16 protein-coding genes are annotated in these 19,123 nt (G+C 64.2%); 12 read left to right on the top strand and 4 right to left on the bottom strand.

Going from position 1 to position 19,123, the window contains the following annotated elements:
• Window positions 1-5 precede the first annotated feature (5 nt).
• From QA637_RS16520 to QA637_RS16510, 3 genes are read left to right on the top strand one after another with little or no spacing between them, the layout of a single operon-like run.
• Complete coding sequence (locus tag QA637_RS16520) at window positions 6-1,619, top strand: acyl CoA:acetate/3-ketoacid CoA transferase (protein WP_153436850.1); 1,614 nt, start codon at window positions 6-8, stop codon at window positions 1,617-1,619.
• Window positions 1,612-2,391: an enoyl-CoA hydratase/isomerase family protein gene (locus QA637_RS16515; protein ID WP_153436849.1), complete on the top strand. Its 780-nt coding sequence runs from the start codon at window positions 1,612-1,614 to the stop codon at window positions 2,389-2,391. Before QA637_RS16520 ends, QA637_RS16515 begins: the two co-directional genes overlap by 8 nt.
• On the top strand, window positions 2,391-3,899 hold the full coding sequence (locus QA637_RS16510) for an aldehyde dehydrogenase family protein (protein WP_153436848.1): 1,509 nt from the start codon (window positions 2,391-2,393) through the stop codon (window positions 3,897-3,899). Before QA637_RS16515 ends, QA637_RS16510 begins: the two co-directional genes overlap by 1 nt.
• 105 nt (window positions 3,900-4,004) lie before the next feature.
• On the opposite strand, the gene QA637_RS16505 is transcribed toward QA637_RS16510, so the two are convergent.
• A complete protein-coding gene (locus tag QA637_RS16505) occupies window positions 4,005-5,075 on the bottom strand; it encodes a LacI family transcriptional regulator (protein ID WP_153436847.1) in 1,071 nt (356 codons plus the stop codon).
• A 330-nt stretch (window positions 5,076-5,405) separates the two neighbouring features.
• On the opposite strand from QA637_RS16505, the gene QA637_RS16500 reads away from it, so the two are divergent.
• The 7 genes from QA637_RS16500 to QA637_RS16470 all read left to right on the top strand — a co-directional run bounded on the left by QA637_RS16500 (window position 5,406) and on the right by QA637_RS16470 (window position 13,894).
• Window positions 5,406-6,650 (top strand): ABC transporter substrate-binding protein, encoded by a 1,245-nt coding sequence (locus QA637_RS16500; protein WP_153436846.1) that lies wholly within the window; start codon window positions 5,406-5,408, stop codon window positions 6,648-6,650.
• A gap of 213 nt (window positions 6,651-6,863) precedes the next feature.
• Window positions 6,864-7,742 carry a carbohydrate ABC transporter permease gene (locus tag QA637_RS16495; RefSeq protein ID WP_153436845.1) on the top strand — a complete coding sequence of 293 codons (879 nt, stop codon included), beginning with the start codon at window positions 6,864-6,866 and terminating at the stop codon, window positions 7,740-7,742.
• Window positions 7,742-8,623: a carbohydrate ABC transporter permease gene (locus tag QA637_RS16490; RefSeq protein ID WP_153436844.1), complete on the top strand. Its 882-nt coding sequence runs from the start codon at window positions 7,742-7,744 to the stop codon at window positions 8,621-8,623. Before QA637_RS16495 ends, QA637_RS16490 begins: the two co-directional genes overlap by 1 nt.
• Before the next feature lie 4 nt (window positions 8,624-8,627).
• Window positions 8,628-9,740 (top strand): ABC transporter ATP-binding protein, encoded by a 1,113-nt coding sequence (locus QA637_RS16485; protein ID WP_153436843.1) that lies wholly within the window; start codon window positions 8,628-8,630, stop codon window positions 9,738-9,740.
• Window positions 9,741-9,742: 2 nt separating this feature from the next.
• Window positions 9,743-11,251: a GMC oxidoreductase gene (locus tag QA637_RS16480; RefSeq protein WP_153436842.1), complete on the top strand. Its 1,509-nt coding sequence runs from the start codon at window positions 9,743-9,745 to the stop codon at window positions 11,249-11,251.
• Window positions 11,248-12,021: a 3-ketoacyl-ACP reductase gene (locus tag QA637_RS16475; protein WP_153436841.1), complete on the top strand. Its 774-nt coding sequence runs from the start codon at window positions 11,248-11,250 to the stop codon at window positions 12,019-12,021. The genes QA637_RS16480 and QA637_RS16475 overlap by 4 nt, the downstream gene beginning before the upstream one ends.
• Window positions 12,022-12,238: 217 nt before the next feature.
• On the top strand, window positions 12,239-13,894 hold the full coding sequence (locus tag QA637_RS16470; RefSeq protein WP_153436840.1) for a GMC family oxidoreductase: 1,656 nt from the start codon (window positions 12,239-12,241) through the stop codon (window positions 13,892-13,894).
• A gap of 62 nt (window positions 13,895-13,956) precedes the next feature.
• Here QA637_RS16470 and QA637_RS16465 read toward each other — a convergent pair whose 3' ends face one another.
• Window positions 13,957-14,172 carry a hypothetical protein gene (locus QA637_RS16465; RefSeq protein ID WP_283062363.1) on the bottom strand — a complete coding sequence of 72 codons (216 nt, stop codon included), beginning with the start codon at window positions 14,170-14,172 and terminating at the stop codon, window positions 13,957-13,959.
• On the opposite strand from QA637_RS16465, the gene QA637_RS16460 reads away from it, so the two are divergent.
• Entirely contained in the window at window positions 14,171-15,442 is a 1,272-nt protein-coding gene (locus tag QA637_RS16460; protein WP_153436839.1) for a glycerate kinase type-2 family protein, read from the top strand. The two genes, QA637_RS16465 and QA637_RS16460, sit on opposite strands and share 2 nt — an antisense overlap.
• Before the next feature lie 227 nt (window positions 15,443-15,669).
• Here QA637_RS16460 and aptA read toward each other — a convergent pair whose 3' ends face one another.
• On the bottom strand, window positions 15,670-17,007 hold the full coding sequence (gene aptA, locus QA637_RS16455; protein ID WP_153436838.1) for an omega-aminotransferase AptA: 1,338 nt from the start codon (window positions 17,005-17,007) through the stop codon (window positions 15,670-15,672).
• 145 nt (window positions 17,008-17,152) lie between these two features.
• Between aptA and QA637_RS16450 the strand changes: the two genes are divergently transcribed.
• The gene (locus QA637_RS16450) at window positions 17,153-17,701 is read left to right on the top strand and encodes a cupin domain-containing protein (RefSeq protein ID WP_153436837.1); all 549 of its coding nucleotides are present in this window, start codon (window positions 17,153-17,155) and stop codon (window positions 17,699-17,701) included.
• A 185-nt stretch (window positions 17,702-17,886) separates the two neighbouring features.
• Here the strand turns inward: QA637_RS16450 and QA637_RS16445 are convergent, their stop codons facing one another.
• Entirely contained in the window at window positions 17,887-19,119 is a 1,233-nt protein-coding gene (locus tag QA637_RS16445; protein WP_153436836.1) for a pyridoxal phosphate-dependent aminotransferase, read from the bottom strand.
• Window positions 19,120-19,123 lie beyond the last annotated feature (4 nt).

Here is a 19,123-nt window from a genome sequence, read left to right as displayed (position 1 = left end):
ACTCCATGAACAAGCATATTTCCCCGGCGGAAGCGGCAGCCCTGATACCCGACGGCGCGGTCGTGTCGGTCTCCTCCTCCAGCGGTCTCGGATGCCCGGACTTGATGCTGAAGGCGATCGGCGAGCGTTTCGATGCGACCGGCCACCCGCGTGGCCTGACGACACTGCATCCGATCGCGGCCGGCGACATGAGCGGGATCAAGGGCGTCGACTATATCGCCAAGAAGGGCTTGCTGAAGAAGATCATCGGCGGATCCTATCCTTCCGGCCCGTCGAGCGCCGAGCCGCCGCTGATCTGGCAGATGATCGGGGCCAACGAAGTGGCGGCCTACAACATTCCTTCCGGCATTCTCTTCGACATGCATCGCGAGGCGGCGGCGAAACGCCCGGGGGTCATGACCAAGGTCGGGCTCGACACCTTCGTCGATCCCTCGCGCGAAGGCTGCGCCATGAACGCGTCCGCCGCGGCCGAGCCGGTGGTGAAGAAGATCGCCTTCGAGGGCGAGGAATGGCTCTATTTCAAGGCGATCGCGCCTCAGGTGGCGATCATCCGGGCGACGACCGCCGACGAGCGCGGCAATCTTACCTACGAACACGAGGGCGCCTATCTCGGCGGGCTCGATCAGGCGCTCGCCGCCCGCAACAACGGCGGCATCGTCATTGCCCAGGTCAAGCGCATCACCAAGGAAGGCTCGCTTAAGCCCCATGACGTGCGCGTGCCGGGCGTGCTCGTCGACTATGTGGTGGTCGACCCGGACCAGAAGCAGACGACGCAGACGCATTACGATCCCGCCATCTCCGGCGAGATCTTCCGCCCGCTCGACAGCTTTCGCGTTCCCGAATTCAGCATCCAGAAGGTGATCGCCCGCCGCGTCGCGCAGGAGCTCGAAACGGGGAGTGCGGTCAATCTCGGCTTCGGCATTTCTGCCAATGTACCGCGGATCCTGCTGGAAGAAGGCCTGCACGGCGCGGTCACCTGGGTGATCGAGCAGGGGGCGGTCGGCGGCGTGCCGCTCCTCGACTTCGCCTTCGGCTGCGCGTCGAATGCCGACGCCTTCATGCCGTCGCCCTACCAGTTCACCTATTTCCAGGGCGCCGGCTTCGATGCCTCGCTGCTTTCCTTCCTGGAAATCGACCGCACCGGCTCGGTCAACGTGTCGAAGCTCAGCTTCCGGCCGCATGTGACGGCGGGCGCCGGCGGTTTTGTCGACATCACCGCGCGGGCGAGAAAGATCGTCTTCTCGGGCATGTTCAATGCCGGCGCGAAACTCTCGGTCGCCGACGGTAAGCTTGTCATCGAAAGGGAAGGCAAGCTTAAGAAACTCGTCAATGCGGTCGAACACGTCACCTTCTCCGGCCGCCGGGCGGTCGAACAGGGGCAGGATGTCACCTATGTGACCGAGCGCTGCGTGCTGAAGCTGACGCCGGAAGGCGTCGTGCTCACCGAAATCGCGCCCGGCGCGGACCTCAAAGAACATATCCTCGACCAATCCGAATTTCCGCTGATCGTGTCCGACCGGCTGAAGCAGATGGATAGCGTGCTATTCAACGAGGCGCCGCTCGGTCTGACGCTGCCGGCGAAGGCTGCGCGGAAAATTGCGGGAGGCGCGCATGGCTGACGAGCGCATTCGGATTGAGGTCGAAGGCGCGGTCGCCATCATGACCGTGTCGAGGCCCGAAAAGCTCAATGCCTTCGACATCGATATGCTGAAGGCGCTCGCTGCCGCCTGCGACGCGGTCGAGGTGAAACGTGCTGTGCGCGTCGTGATCCTGACCGGGGAGGGCAAGGCCTTTTCCGCCGGCGGCGATATCAAGGCCTGGGGTGGCATGGATGCCGCCGAATTCGGCCATGATTGGGTGCGCTTCGGCCACCGCGTCTTCGAGCGACTGGCGACGCTCCGCATGCCGGTGATTGCGGCGCTCAACGGTCATGCGCTCGGTGGCGGGCTGGAACTGGCGGCGGCCGCGGATATCCGCATCGCTGAACGCCAGGTGAAGATCGGCCTCCCCGAAACGAGCCTCGGCATGGTGCCGGGCTGGTCCGGCACGCAGCGCCTGGTCTCCCGCTTCGGCGCACAGATCGTGCGCCGCATGGTGCTCGGCGGCGAAATGTTCTCCGCGGAGGAGGCGAGGGCGGAGGGGCTGGTTGATGCCGTGGTCGAGACAGGCACCGTCATGCAGGCATCGCGGGACTATGCCGCGCGCATCGCAAGCCGCGGACCGGCGGCGCTCGAAATATCGAAACTGATGATCGCCTCGGCGAATGGCGAGGACAAGGGCGCTGCGGTCGAGGCGCTGGGGTCGATCCTTGTCGCCAAGACCGGCGATCTCAAGGAGGGCGTCGCGGCCTTCAGCGAAAAGCGCGAAGCGCGCTTCAAGGGAGAATGGTGATGACGGTTCTGGTGAAACCCAAGGCGCTCGGCGATTACAAGGTTCGCGAATTCCGGATGCTGATCGACGGCAAGTGGGTTGATGGCGCGGAAGGCAGCACGATCGAGCGGGTTGCGCCCGGCCATGGCGTCACCGTCAGCCGCTACCAGGCGGCGAAGAAGATCGATGCCGAACGCGCGATCGCTGCGGCAAGGCGTGCCTTCGATGACGGCCCGTGGCCACGCATGACCGCGTCGGAGCGGTCACTCGTCCTGCTGCGCGCCGCCGACATGATCGCCGCCCGCGCCGATGAGCTCGCCTTTCTCGATGCGATCGAATCGGGCAAGCCGATCAGCCAGGCGAAGGGCGAATTGGCAGGAGCGGCCGATATCTGGCGCTACGCCGCAGCACTCGCTCGCGATCTTTCCGGCGAAAGCTACAATACGCTCGGCGACGGCACGCTCGGCGTCGTGCTGCGCGAGGCGATCGGCGTCGTCTCGATCATCACGCCCTGGAACTTCCCCTTCCTGATCGTCAGCCAGAAGCTGCCCTTCGCGCTTGCCGCCGGCTGCACGACGGTGGTGAAACCGTCCGAGCTCACCTCGGGCTCGACGCTCGTTCTCGGTGAAATTCTTGAGGCGGCGGGTGTTCCGGCGGGTGTCGTCAATATCATCGTCGGCACGGGACCGGAGGCCGGTGCGCCGCTGACGAGCCATCCAGACGTCGACATGGTCTCGTTCACCGGTTCGACGGGTGTCGGCCGGCTGACCATGGCGAACGCCGCCCAGACTCTGAAGAAGGTCTCGCTGGAACTCGGCGGCAAGAACCCGCAGATCGTCTTCCCCGACGCCAATCTCGACGAGTTCATCGATGCCGCCGTCTTCGGCGCCTATTTCAATGCCGGCGAATGCTGCAATGCTGGCTCCCGGCTGATCCTCCATCGCGATATCGCCGACGAGGTGACGGCGCGCATCGCCAGCCTCTCGGCCAAGGTGAAGGTCGGCGATCCCCTTGACCCCGAAACGCAGGTTGGGGCGATCATCACGCCGCAGCACCTCGAAAAGATCGCCGGCTATGTTTCTTCGGCTTCCAGCGATGGCGCGACTGTCGCCCATGGCGGTGCGGCGCTCGACCTCGGCATGGGGCAGTTCATGGCGCCGACCATTCTCTCTGCCGTCAGGCCGGAAATGGCGGTCGCCCGCGAAGAGGTCTTCGGCCCGGTTCTGTCCGTCCTCACCTTCGAGACGACGGAAGAGGCGATCAAGATCGCCAACTCCATCGACTACGGACTTTCGGCCGGCGTCTGGAGCCGCGATTTCGACACCTGCCTCACGATCGGACGGCGCGTGCGCGCCGGCACGATCTGGATGAACACCTTCATGGACGGCGCCTCGGAACTGCCCTTCGGCGGCTACCGGCAGTCCGGCCTTGGCCGTGAACTCGGACGTCACGCGGTCGAGGATTACACCGAAACCAAGACGCTCAACATGCATATCGGCCAGCGCACCAACTGGTGGATGCCGCGCTGAAGCCGGATTGGGAGGAGAGCTGACATGCGGACACGGACGGCAAGCGCGAAGTGGAGCGGGAGGCGATTTTCGCACTCCCGTGCGCGCCGGCCTGTCGCGCCGGGTTCAGTCAGCCACGCTCGCCGGTTGCGTCTCGAAGGGAAGCTCGGGGCTCAGCAGCAACTGCAGTTCGTTGACGTCGGTGCTGCCGGCAATGCGGCGCAGCAGGATGCGGCCCATATGCTCGCCGGTTGCGGTCAGGTCTTCGTAGATCGTGTCGACCCGTGGCTGGATCGCGCTCAAAAGCTGCGACGTCTGCTTGGCGACGATGTCGTATTCGAGCCCAAGCGTCAGGCCGCAGTCGGTCATGCCGGTAATCGTCGCAAGCGCGCAGACCTCGCCGCCGCAGGCAAAACCGTCCGGCGGGTCCTTCTCGGCGTAGCGCCGGCGGATGCGGTCGCGGATCGCGCCCGCCGGGCTGTCGAGGTCGATGTCGGAAAGGATCTCATAGGCGCAGCCGGCCTCGCGCACTGCGGTCATGAAGCCGTGCTGGATATGGCCGGCGAAGGTGTAGCCGGCGGGTCCGCTGATCAGCGCCAGCCTGCGCCGTCCCTTGGCGATCAGCCGGCGCGTCGCTTCGTAGGCGAAGGTGAAATTGTCGTAGTCGACGAAGGGATGCGGCGTCGCGAGTTCGGTGCGGCCGTGCGTGACGAAAGGGAAGCCGTTTTCGGAGAGCAGCATGACGCGGGCATCGAGCGGCTCCGTACGCGAGAAGATCAAGCCGTCCGCCATGCTGTTGCGAATGATGTAGTTGATCGCATCGATGTTCGCCGAATTCAGGAAATTCGGCATGACGATCAGGTGATACGACGTGCCCTGCAGCGCCTTGGCGATGCCGGCCATGACGGAGGTTCCGTATCCGAGTATTTCCTCATGGGGCTCGAGCAGGACCGCAATGACGTTGGTGCGGCCGGTTTTCAAGCGTTGGGCCGCACGGTCCGGCGAGTAGCCGATATCGAGCGCCACCTGGCGAACGCGGTTGCGCGTCTCGATGGAGATTTGCGGGGCGTTGGCGAGCGCCCGCGACACCGTCGTGACGGCAAGGCCGGTAATGTCCGCTATGGTGCGCAGGGTCGGCTTGCCGCGGCCTTTTGCCGGGCCGTTGCCGGAACTGACGGGTTTGGAGCGAGCGGCCAAGGGTTCCTTCCTGCGAACGATCAAGAGCGGCTTTGTAACGTGACGCGAACCATTAGGCAATCGTATGATGAAAACGTTTTAAATGGATAGAAGGAGCCGGATTTGTTGCGTTGCACCATGTCGGTGTTGCCGTATAATCCAGCAAATTCAGTTGGTTTGGCTGGCAAAGCATCAGAAAGGGCTTGTGCGCTTGACTTGGCTGTATTTGTAACGTTTTAAATTGGCCGGGCGGCGCATGCCGCAGGCCCATTGCCGTCCGGGGAGAACGGGCGGCATCGAATAAAGCGGGAGGAGATTCCGCTTCGGTAACTTGCAAACGGGAGGATAACGATGCGCAAGTTGATGACGACGACGGCTGTTGCAGCACTGATGTTGGCGGCGACGGCCGTGCGCGCAGCAGAGAACGTGGAAGTGTTGCACTGGTGGACGTCCGGCGGCGAGGCTGCGGCACTCGACGTTCTGAAAAAGGACCTGGAAGGCAAGGGCATCGGCTGGACCGACATGCCGGTCGCCGGCGGCGGCGGCACGGAAGCCATGACCGTGCTTCGCGCCCGCGTCACCGCCGGTAACGCTCCGACGGCGGTGCAGATGCTTGGCTTCGACATTCTCGACTGGGCCAAGGAAGGCGCGCTCGGCAACCTCGACGACATCGCCGGCAAGGAAGGCTGGGACAAGGTCGTTCCGTCCGCGCTGCAGCAATTCTCGAAGTATGACGGCCACTGGATCGCCGCACCGGTCAACGTCCATTCGACGAACTGGGTCTGGATCAACAAGGCCGCCCTCGACAAGGCCGGCGGCAAGGAGCCGACGAACTGGGATGAGCTGATCGCCCTGCTCGACAAGTTCAAGGAGCAGGGCATCACGCCGGTCGCTCATGGTGGCCAGCCCTGGCAGGATGCGACGATCTTCGATGCCGTCGTGCTCTCGCTCGGCAACGACTTCTACAAGCAGGCCTTCATCGACCTCGATCCGGCAGCGCTCGGTAGCGACAAGATGAAGGAAGCCTTCGACCGCATGACGAAGCTCCGCTCCTATGTCGACGATAACTTCTCCGGCCGCGACTGGAATCTTGCTTCGGCCATGGTCATCGAGAACAAGGCCGGCCTGCAGTTCATGGGCGACTGGGCGAAGGGCGAATTCCTGAAGGCGAAGAAGGTGCCGGGCACCGATTTCGTCTGCATCCGTTTCCCGGGAACTCAAGGGTCCGTCACCTTCAACTCCGACCAGTTCGCGATGTTCAAGGTCTCGGATGACAAGGTTCCGGCCCAGCTGCAGATGGCTTCCGCCATCGAAAGCCCGACCTTCCAGTCGGCCTTCAACGTCGTCAAGGGATCCGTTCCGGCCCGTACCGACGTTCCGGACACCGACTTCGACGCCTGCGGCAAGAAGGGGATCAAGGACCTCGCCGAAGCAAACGCCAACGGCACGCTCTACGGCTCCATGGCCCACGGCCATGCCAATCCGGCCGCCGTCAAGAACGCGATCTACGACGTCGTGACCCGCCAGTTCAACGGCGAGCTCAGCTCGGAAGACGCGGTGAAGGAACTTGCCGCTGCGGTCGAGGCCGCGAAGTAAGCGACGCAAGGAGGGATTGCCCCTCATCCGCCTGCCGGCACCTTCTCCCCGCTCGCGGGGAGAAGGGACTAGGCGGCGAGCTCTAGCGTTCCCTGTCCCTTTGGGATCGGAGGCAAGCTGCGGCACCTTCGTCCCCTCTCCCCGCTGGCGAGGAGAGCGCTAGGGTGAGGGACAGATCCGCAGCACGAACGAAACGATACGGTGGTAACAAACATGGATAGCCGCACCCGGCTGCAGGAGCTTTTGCCCAAGCTCGTGCTCGCCCCCAGCTTTCTCATCGTCCTGGTGTTCGTCTATGGCTTCATAGCCTATACCGGTTTCCTGTCGATGACGGACAGCAAGATGCTGCCGTCCTACAATTTCGTCGGCCTGTTGAATTACAGCCGGCTCTGGGCGCTGCCGCACTGGTGGCGGGCGGTCAGCAACCTGGCGATCTTCGCGTCGCTCTACATCGTCATCTGCTCGGTGCTCGGCCTCGCGCTCGCCATCCTGCTCGACCAGAAGATCAGGGCGGAAGGGTTTCTTCGGCCGATCTACCTCTATCCGATGGCGCTTTCCTTCATCGTCACGGGAACGGCCTGGAAATGGTTCCTCGATCCCGGCATCGGGCTTGAGAACACGATGCATCTCTGGGGCTGGGAGAGCTTTTCCTTCAACTGGATCAAGGACCGCAACTACGCGATCTACTGCGTCGTCATCGCCGCGGTCTGGCAATCGACCGGCTTCATCATGGCGATGTTCCTCGCTGGCCTCCGCGGCGTCGACAATGAGATCATCAAGGCGGCGCAGATCGATGGGGCTGCGACCATGACCATCTATCGCCGGATCATCATTCCCCTGATGCGGCCCGTCTTCCTCTCAGCCTTCGTCGTTCTCGCGCATCTCGCGATCAAGGCCTATGACCTGATCGTCGCGCTGACGGGCGGCGGGCCGGGACAGGCGACCGAGCTACCGGCGACCTTCATGTATTCCTACACGTTTACCCGCAACCAGATGGGCATCGGCGCATCCTCGGCGATCATCATGCTGGTCATGATCTTCTCGATCATCATTCCTTACCTCTATTCCGAAATCCGGGGAGGAAAACGCTGATGCGCGCCCCCAGCCCAGACAATGTCATCTCGCACAACCGTCTCACACGGGCGTTGATCTACACAGCGCTCATCGTCTTCGCGCTCTATTCTCTGCTGCCGCTCTACGTGATGGTGGTGAATTCCCTGAAGCCGCTCGACGAGATCCGCCAGGGCGGCATGCTGAACCTGCCGCAGACCTGGACGGTCGAGCCCTGGCTTTCGGCCTGGTCGACGGCGCAGATCGGCGTCCAGCCGACGGGCCTTCGCCCCTTCTTCATCAACTCGATCCTGATGGTGGTTCCGGCCGTCGCGATCTCGACGATCGTCGGTGCGCTCAACGGTTACGTCCTGACAAAATGGCGCTTCCCGGGTGCCAACATCTTCTTCGGCATGCTGCTGCTCTCCTGCTTCATCCCGTTCCAGATCGTGCTGATCCCGATGGCGCGCATCCTCGGCGTCCTCGGCCTCGCAGGGTCGATCTGGGGACTGATCCTCGTGCATGTGGTCTATGGCATCGGCTTCACGACGCTCTATTTCCGCAACTACTACGAGGCCTTCCCGACCGAACTGGTGCGCGCAGCGCAGATCGACGGCGCCGGCTTCTTCCAGATCTTCCGGCGGATCATGCTGCCGTCCTCCGGTCCGATCATCGTCGTGTCGGTCATCTGGCAGTTCACCAATATCTGGAACGACTTCCTGTTCGGCGCCTCGTTCTCGGGTCCGTTCTCGACGCCGATGACGGTCGCGCTCAACAACCTCGTGAGCTCGTCGACAGGCGTCAAGGAATACAACGTTCACTTCGCGGGCGCGATTCTCGCCGCCCTGCCAACGCTCATCGTCTACATCGTGTCCGGCCGCTACTTCGTTCGCGGGCTGATGTCCGGTGCCGTGAAAGGATAAGCTCATGTCATTCTTGAAAATCAGCAACCTGCGCAAGTCCTACGGCTCACTGGAGATTCTCAAGGACATCAATATCGAGATCGAAAGGGGCGGGTTTCTCGTGCTCGTCGGCCCGTCTGGCTGCGGCAAGTCGACCCTCCTGAACACGATCGCGGGTCTGGAACCGATTACCGCGGGCGACATCGCCATCAACGGCCGGTCGGTCTCGGGGCTGCACCCATCGAAGCGCGACATCGCCATGGTGTTCCAGTCCTACGCGCTCTATCCGAACATGACGGTTGCCGGAAACATCGCCTTCGGCATGGAGATCCGCGGCGTGCCGAAGGAGGAGCGCGAGAAGGCGATCAAGCAGGTTGCCGACATGCTGCAGATCGGCCACCTGCTCGACCGCAAACCGAGCCAGCTCTCGGGCGGCCAGCGCCAGCGCGTTGCCATGGGCCGCGCGCTGGTGCGCAATCCGCAGGTCTTCCTCTTCGACGAGCCGCTGTCGAACCTCGACGCGAAGCTCCGCGTCGACATGCGTACCGAGATCAAGCGCCTGCACAACCGCATGAAGACGACGATCGTCTACGTGACGCATGATCAGATCGAGGCGATGACACTCGCCACGAAGATCGCCGTCCTGCGCGACGGCGTGCTGCAGCAGTTCGGAACGCCGTCCGAAATCTACAACAACCCCGCCAACATGTTTGTCGCGGACTTCATGGGATCGCCGGCGATGAACCTGCTGAAGGCCCGGATCGAGGCGGCAGGAGCGAACGTCGCGGTGACTTTGGAGCGGCCGAACAGCGAGCCCCTGAAGCTCGCGGTGCCCCATAATGGCGCGCTTTCGGCCTATGCCGGCAAGGACGTGGTGTTCGGCATTCGTCCGGAAGCCCTGACCGATCCGGACGGCGCCGACCGCAATGCGAAGTTCATCGCCGAGGGCGACTGCCTGATCGAAGTGGTAGAGCCGGCCGGCTCCGACACCTTTGCGGTCACTCGTCTCGGCGGCAAGGAGATCGTCGCGCGGCTGCGCGCCGATGCGCGTATCGCGCCGGGTCAAACGTCGCGGCTCGCCTTCAACCTCGACAAGGCGGTGTTCTTCGACCCGCAGAGTGAGATGCGGATCGCATGAGCATGGCAGGCCAACCGGATATCGTCATCGTCGGATCTGGAATCGGCGGCGCGACCGTCGCGGCGGGCCTTGCCCCGTCGGGCGCCGAGATCCTGATCCTCGAGGCGGGCGTTCACATCGAGGACCGTCCGGAAAACCGGGATCAGCGGGCGATCTTCCAGCGCGGGCATTTCCGGCCGAAAGAGACCTGGTACGAGGCGGGCGGCCTCGGCTTCAACCCGGGCAACTACTACAATGTCGGGGGCAACTCGAAATTCTACGGCGCTGTGCTCACCCGTTACCGCCGTGAGGATTTCGAGGAGATGCAGCATCTCGACGGCGTCTCCCCCGCGTGGCCGTTTCCGTACGAAGAGCTGGAGCCGTGGTATTCCAAGGCGGAGGCGCTCTATCAGGTGCGCGGCGTCCTCGGCGAAGACCCGACCGAGCCTTACCACTCAAACACCTACAGCTACGGCCCCGTTGCGGACGAGCCGCCGATCGCTAGCGTCCGCAAGCGTCTGTGGCGAAACGGCCTGCATCCCTATTCGCTGCCGCTCGGCATCGACATCGAACGCTGGCTCGCCAAAGCGAAGACGCCCTGGGACGCGCATCCGAACAGCTTTGACGGCAAGATGGATGCCGAGACCGCGGCGCTGACGACGGCGCTGGAATACCCGAATGTCAAGTTGCAGATCGGTTCGCGTGTTACCCGGCTGGCGACGGCGCCGGACGGCAAGACCATCGAGACCGTCTACTACGTCCAGGATGGCGTGGAGCGAGCCGTGTCGCCACGGCTCGTCATACTTTCCGCCGGGGCGGTGCAGTCGGCCGTGCTGCTGTTGCGCTCTGCGGATAGTCGCAACCCGACGGGGCTTGCGAACCGCTCCGATCAGGTTGGCCGCAACTTCATGAACCACAATTCAAGCGCGGTCATCGCGCTCAGCCCCTGGTATCGCAACGACTCGGTCTACCAGAAGACCTTCGGCCTCAACGATTTTTATCTCTCGGACGGAGAGGGCGGACCGCCGCTCGGCAATATCCAGCTCCTTGGGCGCGTGTCGGGCGCGATCCTGAAGGCGAACATGCCATCAATGCCGGAGTGGCTCCTGAACCAGGTGTCGGGCCACGCCATCGACTTCTACGCCATGAGCGAAGACCTGCCGTCGCCCGAAAGCCGCATCATGGTCGATGGCGACCGCGTCGTGCTCCAATGGGTGCGAACGAACTGGCAAGCCCATCTCAACCTGGTCAGCAAGCTGAAGAAGGTGTTGCGGCAGGCAGGCTTTCCGGTCGTGCTGGCGCGGGCCTTCGACAAGCGCACGCCGTCGCATCAGTGCGGCACGGTCAGGATCGGCAAGGACCCGAATGAGGCGCCGCTCGATGTCTATTGCCGGGCGTTCGATCATCCGAACCTTTTCGTCGTCGATGCCGGCTTCCTGCCGACCTCAGCTGCGGTAAACCCGGCGCTAACCGTGGCGGCGCAGGCGCTGCGCGTCGCGGATCACATTGCTAAAGAGGATCTTCGGTCATGACGGACAAGGCACGTCCCGTTGCGGTTGTCACCGGCGGCCGGCGCGGCATTGGGCGTGGCATCGCTCGCGCGCTCGCGGCAGGCGGTTTCGACATCGCCATCACGGGCATCGGTGATGCCGATGGTGTAGCACCCGTACTCGCCGCGCTCCGTACTCTCGGTGCCCGCGCGATCTTTCTTCAGGCGGATCTTGCCGACCTCGCCACCCACCAGGCGACCGTGGACTCGGTCATGGAGGCGTTCGGCAGCATCGATTGCCTCGTCAACAATGCCGGGATCGCGTCCGTCGTGCGCGGCGATTTCCTCGACCTGGAGCCTGAGAATTTCGACACGATCGTCGGCATCAACCTGCGCGGCACGGTTTTCTTCACCCAGGCGGTCCTGAAGGCGATGCTGGCCACGCAGCCCATTGCGCCCCGCTCGATCATCAACATCACCTCGGTCTCCGCGGCGATGACATCGCCGGAGCGGCTCGACTATTGCATGAGCAAGGCGGGGCTCGCGGCCTTCAGCCAGGGACTGGCGTTGAGGCTCGCCGAGACCGGTATCTCGGTCTTCGAAGTTCGGCCCGGCATCATTCGCTCGGACATGACCGCGAGCGTTTCCGGCAAATACGACGCGCTGATTGCGGACGGGCTGGTGCCTATGCGGCGATGGGGAGAGCCGGACGACATCGGCAAGATCGTCGCCGGGCTTGCCGGCGGGCAGTTCGGTTTCGCCACGGGGTCGGTCATCCAGGCCGATGGAGGACTGTCGATCAGCCGGTTGTGAGGTCGTCGCGTGGGGCGCTGCCCCTCAACCCTAACCCTCTCCCCGCAGGTGGGGAGAGGGGACGTGCCCGGCGAGATGCGATCGCTGTGAGGGGCCGCGAGTCCCTTCTCCCCGCCTGCGGGGAGAAGGTGGCGGCAGCCGGATGAGGGGCGGCCAATCGGCAAAGAGGCAATGAACTAATGATCGCGCCAAGGCGCGAACCTTGAGGACGATGTGAATGGCCTACGACTACATCATCACTGGCGCCGGCCCGGCCGGATGCGTTCTTGCCAACCGATTGAGCGAGGACCCGACGGTCAAGGTGCTGCTGCTCGAAGCCGGTGGCGGCGACTGGAACCCGCTGTTCCACATGCCCGCTGGCTTCGCCAAGATGACAAAGGGCGTCGCAAGCTGGGGCTGGCATACGGTGCCGCAGAAGCACATGAAGGGCAGGGTGCTGCGCTATACGCAGGCGAAGGTGATCGGCGGCGGCTCTTCGATCAATGCACAGCTCTATACCCGCGGCAACGCCGTCGATTACGATCTCTGGGCGCGCGAAGACGGCTGCACCGGCTGGGACTATCGGAGCGTGTTGCCCTATTTCAAGCGCGCCGAGGACAACCAGCGCTTTGCCGACGATTATCATTCCTATGGCGGGCCGCTCGGCGTTTCGATGCCGGTCTCGGCGCTGCCGATCTGCGACGCCTATATCCGCGCTGGCCAGGAACTTGGCATTCCCTACAATCACGATTTCAACGGGAAACAGCAGGCGGGTGTCGGCTTTTATCAGCTGACGCAACGCAACCGCCGCCGCTCGTCCGCCTCGCTTGCCTATCTCTCGCCGATCAAGGATCGAAAAAACCTCACGGTGCGCACCGGCGCCCGTGTCGCCCGAATCGTGCTTGAGGGTAGCCGAGCGGTCGGCGTCGAGGTGGTGACGGCCAAGGGGAGCGAAACGATCCGGGCGGACCGCGAGGTGCTCGTCGCTTCTGGCGCAATCGGCTCGCCGAAGCTGCTCCTGCAATCCGGCATCGGGCCGGCTGACCATCTGCGCGCGGTCGGCGTCGCCGTCCGCCACGATCTCCCCGGCGTCGGCGGCAACCTGCAGGACCACCTTGATCTCTTCGTTATTTCCGAGTGCACCGGCGACCACACCTATGACAATGTCGCCAAGCTGCACCGCACGTTCTGGGCGGGCCTGCAATATGTGCTCTTCCGCACCGGTCCCGTCGCCTCCTCGCTCTTCGAGACCGGCGGCTTCTGGTATGCCGATCCGGATGCGCGCTCGCCCGACATCCAGTTCCATCTCGGTCTCGGCTCCGGCATCGAGGCGGGCGTCGCGCGCCTCAAGAATGCAGGGGTGACGCTGAACTCCGCCTATCTGCATCCGCGCTCGCGCGGCACTGTCCGGCTTTCCTCCTCCGATCCGGCGGCGGCGCCGCTCATCGATCCGAACTATTGGGAGGATCCGCACGACCGCAAGATGTCGCTCGAAGGTCTCAGGATCGCCCGCGAAATCATGCAGCAGCCGGCGCTCAAGTCCTATGTGCTCGCCGAACGTTTGCCGGGTAACGATATCCGGACGGAAGAGCAGCTCTTCGAATATGGCTGCACCAACGCCAAGACCGACCACCACCCCGTCGGCACCTGCAAGATGGGCACGGACGCCATGGCTGTGGTCGATCTGGAGCTCAAGGTGCGCGGGCTCGACGGCTTGCGGGTCTGCGACAGTTCGGTGATGCCGCGCGTGCCCTCCTGCAACACCAACGGGCCGACGATCATGATGGGCGAGAAGGGGGCGGATATCATCCGCGGCCTGCCGCCGCTGCCGCCTGCGATCTTCCAGCATGAGCGCAACGACATGCGCCCGCGGGCGCGGGCCGAGGTTCGCTGAAGGAGGTGGGTGCGATGATCCGCGATTGCGTCTTCCTCGCCGGGAGCTCCGGATTTGGCCCCTCATCCCGCTGCCGCGACCTTCTCCCCGCAGGCGGGGAGAGGGTTAGGGTGAGGGGCAATCGCTGCCGTCGAACTCGCCAGCGCCTCGTAGAGGTGCATGACGCCTATCTCGACGACGCAGAACATCAAAAGACCGGCGCAAAAATCGTTGCGGCGGCGCAAGGCGGCGTCCAAGGTGTCTTCGTCTACGATCTCGAAATCCCGGACTGATTCCATGGCACCGATCGAGCCGCGCTCCTTCCTGATCTCCCTCTTCGAGGCTGCCGTGGTGGCGGCCGATCCTTACGCCGCCATCCGCGCGCATTTGCCCGAGAGGCCGAAGGGGCGCACGATCGTCATCGGCGCCGGCAAGGCGGCAAGCCAGATGGCCGCCGCCTTCGAGCGGCTCTGGGACGCGCCGCTGACGGGCGCCGTCGTCGCCCGGCACGGGCCGGTCGAGAAATGCGAGCGCATCAAGGTGTTGCAATCGGCCCATCCGGTGCCGGACGAGGCCGGGCTTGCGGCATCCTCCGCGCTTCTCAAGCTGGTCGAGGGACTCACGGCGGACGATCTGATGATCGCGCTCGTCTCCGGTGGCGGCTCGGCGCTGTTGCCCGCGCCACCCACGGGGCTGACGCTCGAAGACGAGATTGGCGTCAACCGTGCGCTGCTCGCCTCCGGCGCGCCGATCTCGGCGATGAACGTGGTCCGCAAGCATGTCTCGCGGATCAAGGGCGGGCGGCTAGCGCTTGCCGCCGCGCCGGCGCGCGTCGTGAGCCTCGTCGTCTCGGATGTTCCGGGTGACAACCCCGCCTTCGTTGCCTCGGGCCCGACCGTGCCGGATCGGTCGAGCCTTGAGGAGGCGCGCGAGATCGTCGCCCGCTACAGCATGGCCTTGCCCGAGCGCGTGATGGCGCATCTCGCGTCCGATGCCGCGCGAGCCCCCGGCCCGGGCGAACCCGCCTTTGCCGGCAACGAGGTCCATGTGATCGCCTCCGCGAGCGTTTCCCTGGAGGCGGCGGCGGCCCGCGCACGAGAATTCGGCATCGACGCCATGATCCTCTCGGATGCGATCGAGGGCGAGGCGCGCGACATCGGCCGCATGCATGCGGCGCTCGCCCGCGAGGTTGCAATGCGAGATCGACCCTTCGAAAAGCCTGTCGTGCTGCTTTCCGGCGGCGAGACGACGGTGACGATTTCCGGCAACAACTACGGCAAGGGTGGGCGCAACAGCGAGTTTCTGCTCTCGTTGGCGCTCGACATCGATGGCGTTGGCGGCATCGATGCGCTTGCCGCCGATACCGACGGCATCGACGGCTCGGAGGACAATGCCGGCGCCTTTGCCGACGGCGCGAGTGTCGCCCGCATGCGGGCGGCCGGCGCCGATCCGCGCGGCCATCTCGCCCGCCACGATGCCTGGTCGGCCTTTGCGATGAGTGGCGACCTTTTCGTGCCCGGCCCGACCGGGACGAACGTCAATGATTTTCGGGCCATATTGATCCGCTGAGTCGTTCGGCAAAGCGGATTGCCATGCTGGGACGGTGCGTGAATGCCCCTCCCCAACCCCTCCCCACAGGCGGGAGGGGCTTAACTTGCCGCACTGTTCCCCACCTCTCTTGATCGTTACGAGAGACTCGAAGCCTGGGGAATGGCAGTTGGGTACTGCAGGCGCCAAAGCCCCTCCCACCTGTGGGGAGGGGTTGGGGAGGGGCCTTATCTCACGCGTCAGTACCCTTACTTCACCCGCTTCAATGCGTCCGCGAGCATCGAGACGATCTCACCGAAATGCTTCTTTTCGACGATCAGCGGCGGCGAGAAGGCGATGATGTCGCCGGTGACGCGGATAAGGAGCCCCCTTTCGAAGCAATCGACGAAGACCTCGTAGGCACGGGCGCCGGGGGCGCCGTCGCGCGATTGCAGCTCGATGCCGGCAATGAGGCCGATGGTGCGGATGTCGATGACATGTGGCAGGCCCTTCAGCGAATGCATCGCCTCGTGCCAGTCCTCCTGCAGCTCGGCAGCGCGGGTCATCAGGCCCTCGTCGCGATAGATGTCGAGCGTAGCGATGCCGGCGGCGCAGGCGGCCGGGTGGCCGGAATAGGTGTAGCCGTGGAAAAGCTCGATCTGGCCTTCCGGACCGTGCATCAGCGCATCGTGCACCTTGCGGCTCGCAAAGACCGCGCCCATCGGGATGGCGCCGTTGGTGAGACCCTTGGCCGTGGTGACGAGATCTGGGGTGACGCCGAAATAGTCGGTTGCGAAGGCGGCGCCGAGGCGGCCGAAGCCGGTGATCACCTCGTCGAAGATCAGGAGGATGCCGTGCTTGTCGCAGATAGCGCGCAGCCGTTCGAGATAGCCCTTCGGCGGGATCAGCACGCCGGTTGAGCCGGCAACCGGTTCGACGATGCAGGCGGCGATGGTTTCGGCGCCGTGCAGTGCGACGAGCCTTTCGAGGTCGTCGGCAAGCTCGGCGCCATGTTCTGGCTGGCCCTTGACGAAAGCGTTTTTCGCTGGGTCATGGGTATGGCGCAGATGGTCAGAGCCCGGGAGTTGCGGGAAGACGCGGCGATTGTTGACGATGCCGCCGACGGAGATGCCGCCGAAGCCGACACCGTGATAACCGCGCTCGCGGCCGATCAGCCGTGTGCGCGTGCCCTGGCCGATCGAGCGCTGGTAGGCGAGCGCGATCTTCAGCGCGGTGTCGACGGATTCTGAACCGGAGCCGGTGAAGAACACGCGGTCGAGCTTGGCGCCAGCCGGGCCGGGCGCGATTTCAGCGAGCCGTTCGGCAAAATCGAAGGCGATCGGATGGCCCATCTGGAAGGAGGGGGCGAAGTCCATGGTCGAAAGCTGCCGCTCGACCGCGGCAGCGATCTGCCGGCGGCCATGGCCGGCATTGACGCACCAGAGGCCGGCGGTGCCGTCAAGGATCGTCCGGCCGTCGATGCTGGTATAGTGCATGCCCTCGGCCGAGGCGAGCAGTCGGGGCGCGGCCTTGAACTGGCGGTTGGCAGTAAAGGGCATCCAGTAGCTGTCGAGCACCGGGGCGTTGGGCTTGTTGTGGGCGTCCATGGCATCCTCCTGTCGAATTCACGATTGACGCCATGATTTGGATTGCCGAACAAGTCCTTTTCTTCGTTTGGCTAAGCCACTGTATTTTATGGAGGCGACTTGCTAGAGTTTCGATATTTCAAACAACGTCAACACGGAACCTGCGATGAGTGTCGATATCGGCAAACGCCTGCGCCATGTGCGGCTGATGCACAATCTCTCCCAGCGCGAGCTTGCCAAGAGGGCGGGCGTCACCAACTCCACCATCTCGCTAATCGAATCGAATGCCTCGAACCCGTCGGTTGGCGCCTTGAAGCGCATTCTCGACGGTATTCCGATCGGGCTTGCGGAGTTCTTTTCCTTCGAGCCGGAAAAGCCGCGCAAGGCCTTCTATGCGGCGGAGGAGCTGGTCGAGATCGGCAAGGGGCCGATCTCCTATCGCCAGGTTGGCGACAATCTTTTCGGCCGTAGCCTGCAGATATTGAAGGAGTGCTATCAGCCGGGGGCGGACACCGGCAAGGTGCCCCTGGTGCACGAGGGCGAGGAGGGCGGTATCGTGCTCTCCGGGCGGCTGGAGGTCACCGTCGATGACGAGCGGCGCGTCCTCGGGCCGGGCGACGCCTATTATTTCGAAAGCCGCCGACCGCATCGTTTTCGCTGCGTCGGGCCGGTGCCGTGCAAGGTGATCAGCGCCTGCACGCCGCCGACGTTTTGAGGTAGGGCAGTGTTGCGGGGCGGGCTGCACGTGGTGTTCGGTAAAGCTCGGGAAGGCCCCTCATCCCGCTGCCGCGACCTTCTCCCCGCAGGCGGGGAGAAGGTGTATGCCGCGCCGCCGAAGTCCCCCCGCACGCGGGGAGAGGGCTAGGGTGAGGGGCAGACTACGCCCGTTTGTTACTACTCTCACGACAGCCGCGCGCAGGCGGCGGCGATGCGGGTGAGCGCTTCCTTCAGCTCCGCTTCCGACGTCGCATAGGAGATGCGGAAGAAGGGCGAAAGGCCGAAGGCCGAGCCCGGGACGACGGCGACGTGGGCGTCGTCGAGCAGGTAGGAGCAGAAGTCCGTATCGGTTTCGATCGTCTTGCCCGATGGCGTCACCTTGCCGAGCATGCCTGCGCAGCCGGAGAAGGTATAGAAGGCGCCGTCCGGGACGCGGCAATCGAGACCTTCGATGGCGTTCAAGCCGCTGACCACGAGATCGCGGCGGCGCTGAAAGCTTGCGGTGCGTTCCTTGAGGAAATCCTGGGGGCCGTTCAGCGCCGCAACAGAGGCCGCCTGGCTGACCGAGGACGGGCAGGAGGTCGCCTGGCTCTGGACGACGGCCATCGCCTTGATGAGCTCGCGCGGGCCGCCGGCATAGCCGATCCGCCAGCCGGTCATGGCATAGGCCTTCGATACGCCGTTGACGGTGAGCGTACGGTCCTTCAGCCGAGGCTCGAGCTGGGCCGGAGTCACGAAGCGGAAGCCGTCATAGGCGATGTGCTCGTACATGTCATCGACGAGCAGCCAGACATGCGGATGCCTGAGAAGCACTTCGAGCAACGGCCGGTAATCGGCCGCGCTGTAGGCGGCGCCAGACGGGTTCGAGGGTGAGTTGAGCAACACCCAGCGCGTCTTCGGCGTGATCGCCGCTTCGAGCTTGTCGGCGGTGAGTCGGAAGCCGGAAGATGCATCGCAAGCGATCAGCACCGGATTGCCTTCGCAGATCTGGACGATGTCCGAATAGGAGGTCCAGTAGGGCGTCGGGATGATCACCTCGTCGCCGGGATTGATCGACGCCATCATGGCGTTGAAGAGAATCTGCTTGGCGCCGGTGGCGACCGTGATCTCGTCCGTCTCGTAGGCGAGACCGTTCTCGCGCTGGAACTTTTCGCGGATCGCCTTCTTCAACTCCGGCGTGCCATCGAGCGCCGTATATTTCGTCTCGCCGCGCTGGATCGCGTCCCATGCCGCTTGCTTGACATGGTCCGGCGTGTCGAAGTCCGGCTCGCCGGCGCCGAGGATGATCACCGGCTTGCCTTCGCGCTTCATGGCGTTGGCGCGAGCGCCGATCTTCAGGATTTCGGAAACGCCGATCGAGGCGATCCGCGAGGCGGGCAGAAAGCCCGCCTCCTTCACCGTTGCATTGATGGTCATGATC

Origin of the sequence: Sinorhizobium terangae (assembly GCF_029714365.1) — a bacterium.
Lineage (GTDB): Bacteria > Pseudomonadota > Alphaproteobacteria > Rhizobiales > Rhizobiaceae > Sinorhizobium > Sinorhizobium terangae.
This window is presented reverse-complemented; position numbering and strand designations above follow the sequence as displayed.

What these genes read in the sequence shown, in the direction of transcription:
- QA637_RS16520 (WP_153436850.1), top strand. Translation starts at nt 6, where the DNA reads ATGAACAAGCATATTTCCCCGGCGGAAGCGGCAGCCCTGATACCCGAC.
- QA637_RS16515 (WP_153436849.1), top strand. Translation starts at nt 1,612, where the DNA reads ATGGCTGACGAGCGCATTCGGATTGAGGTCGAAGGCGCGGTCGCCATC.
- QA637_RS16510 (WP_153436848.1), top strand. Translation starts at nt 2,391, where the DNA reads ATGACGGTTCTGGTGAAACCCAAGGCGCTCGGCGATTACAAGGTTCGC.
- QA637_RS16500 (WP_153436846.1), top strand. Translation starts at nt 5,406, where the DNA reads ATGCGCAAGTTGATGACGACGACGGCTGTTGCAGCACTGATGTTGGCG.
- QA637_RS16495 (WP_153436845.1), top strand. Translation starts at nt 6,864, where the DNA reads ATGGATAGCCGCACCCGGCTGCAGGAGCTTTTGCCCAAGCTCGTGCTC.
- QA637_RS16490 (WP_153436844.1), top strand. Translation starts at nt 7,742, where the DNA reads ATGCGCGCCCCCAGCCCAGACAATGTCATCTCGCACAACCGTCTCACA.
- QA637_RS16485 (WP_153436843.1), top strand. Translation starts at nt 8,628, where the DNA reads ATGTCATTCTTGAAAATCAGCAACCTGCGCAAGTCCTACGGCTCACTG.
- QA637_RS16480 (WP_153436842.1), top strand. Translation starts at nt 9,743, where the DNA reads ATGGCAGGCCAACCGGATATCGTCATCGTCGGATCTGGAATCGGCGGC.
- QA637_RS16475 (WP_153436841.1), top strand. Translation starts at nt 11,248, where the DNA reads ATGACGGACAAGGCACGTCCCGTTGCGGTTGTCACCGGCGGCCGGCGC.
- QA637_RS16470 (WP_153436840.1), top strand. Translation starts at nt 12,239, where the DNA reads ATGGCCTACGACTACATCATCACTGGCGCCGGCCCGGCCGGATGCGTT.
- QA637_RS16460 (WP_153436839.1), top strand. Translation starts at nt 14,171, where the DNA reads ATGGCACCGATCGAGCCGCGCTCCTTCCTGATCTCCCTCTTCGAGGCT.
- QA637_RS16465 (WP_283062363.1), bottom strand. Translation starts at nt 14,172, where the DNA reads ATGGAATCAGTCCGGGATTTCGAGATCGTAGACGAAGACACCTTGGAC.
- aptA (WP_153436838.1), bottom strand. Translation starts at nt 17,007, where the DNA reads ATGGACGCCCACAACAAGCCCAACGCCCCGGTGCTCGACAGCTACTGG.
- QA637_RS16450 (WP_153436837.1), top strand. Translation starts at nt 17,153, where the DNA reads ATGAGTGTCGATATCGGCAAACGCCTGCGCCATGTGCGGCTGATGCAC.
- QA637_RS16445 (WP_153436836.1), bottom strand. Translation starts at nt 19,119, where the DNA reads ATGACCATCAATGCAACGGTGAAGGAGGCGGGCTTTCTGCCCGCCTCG.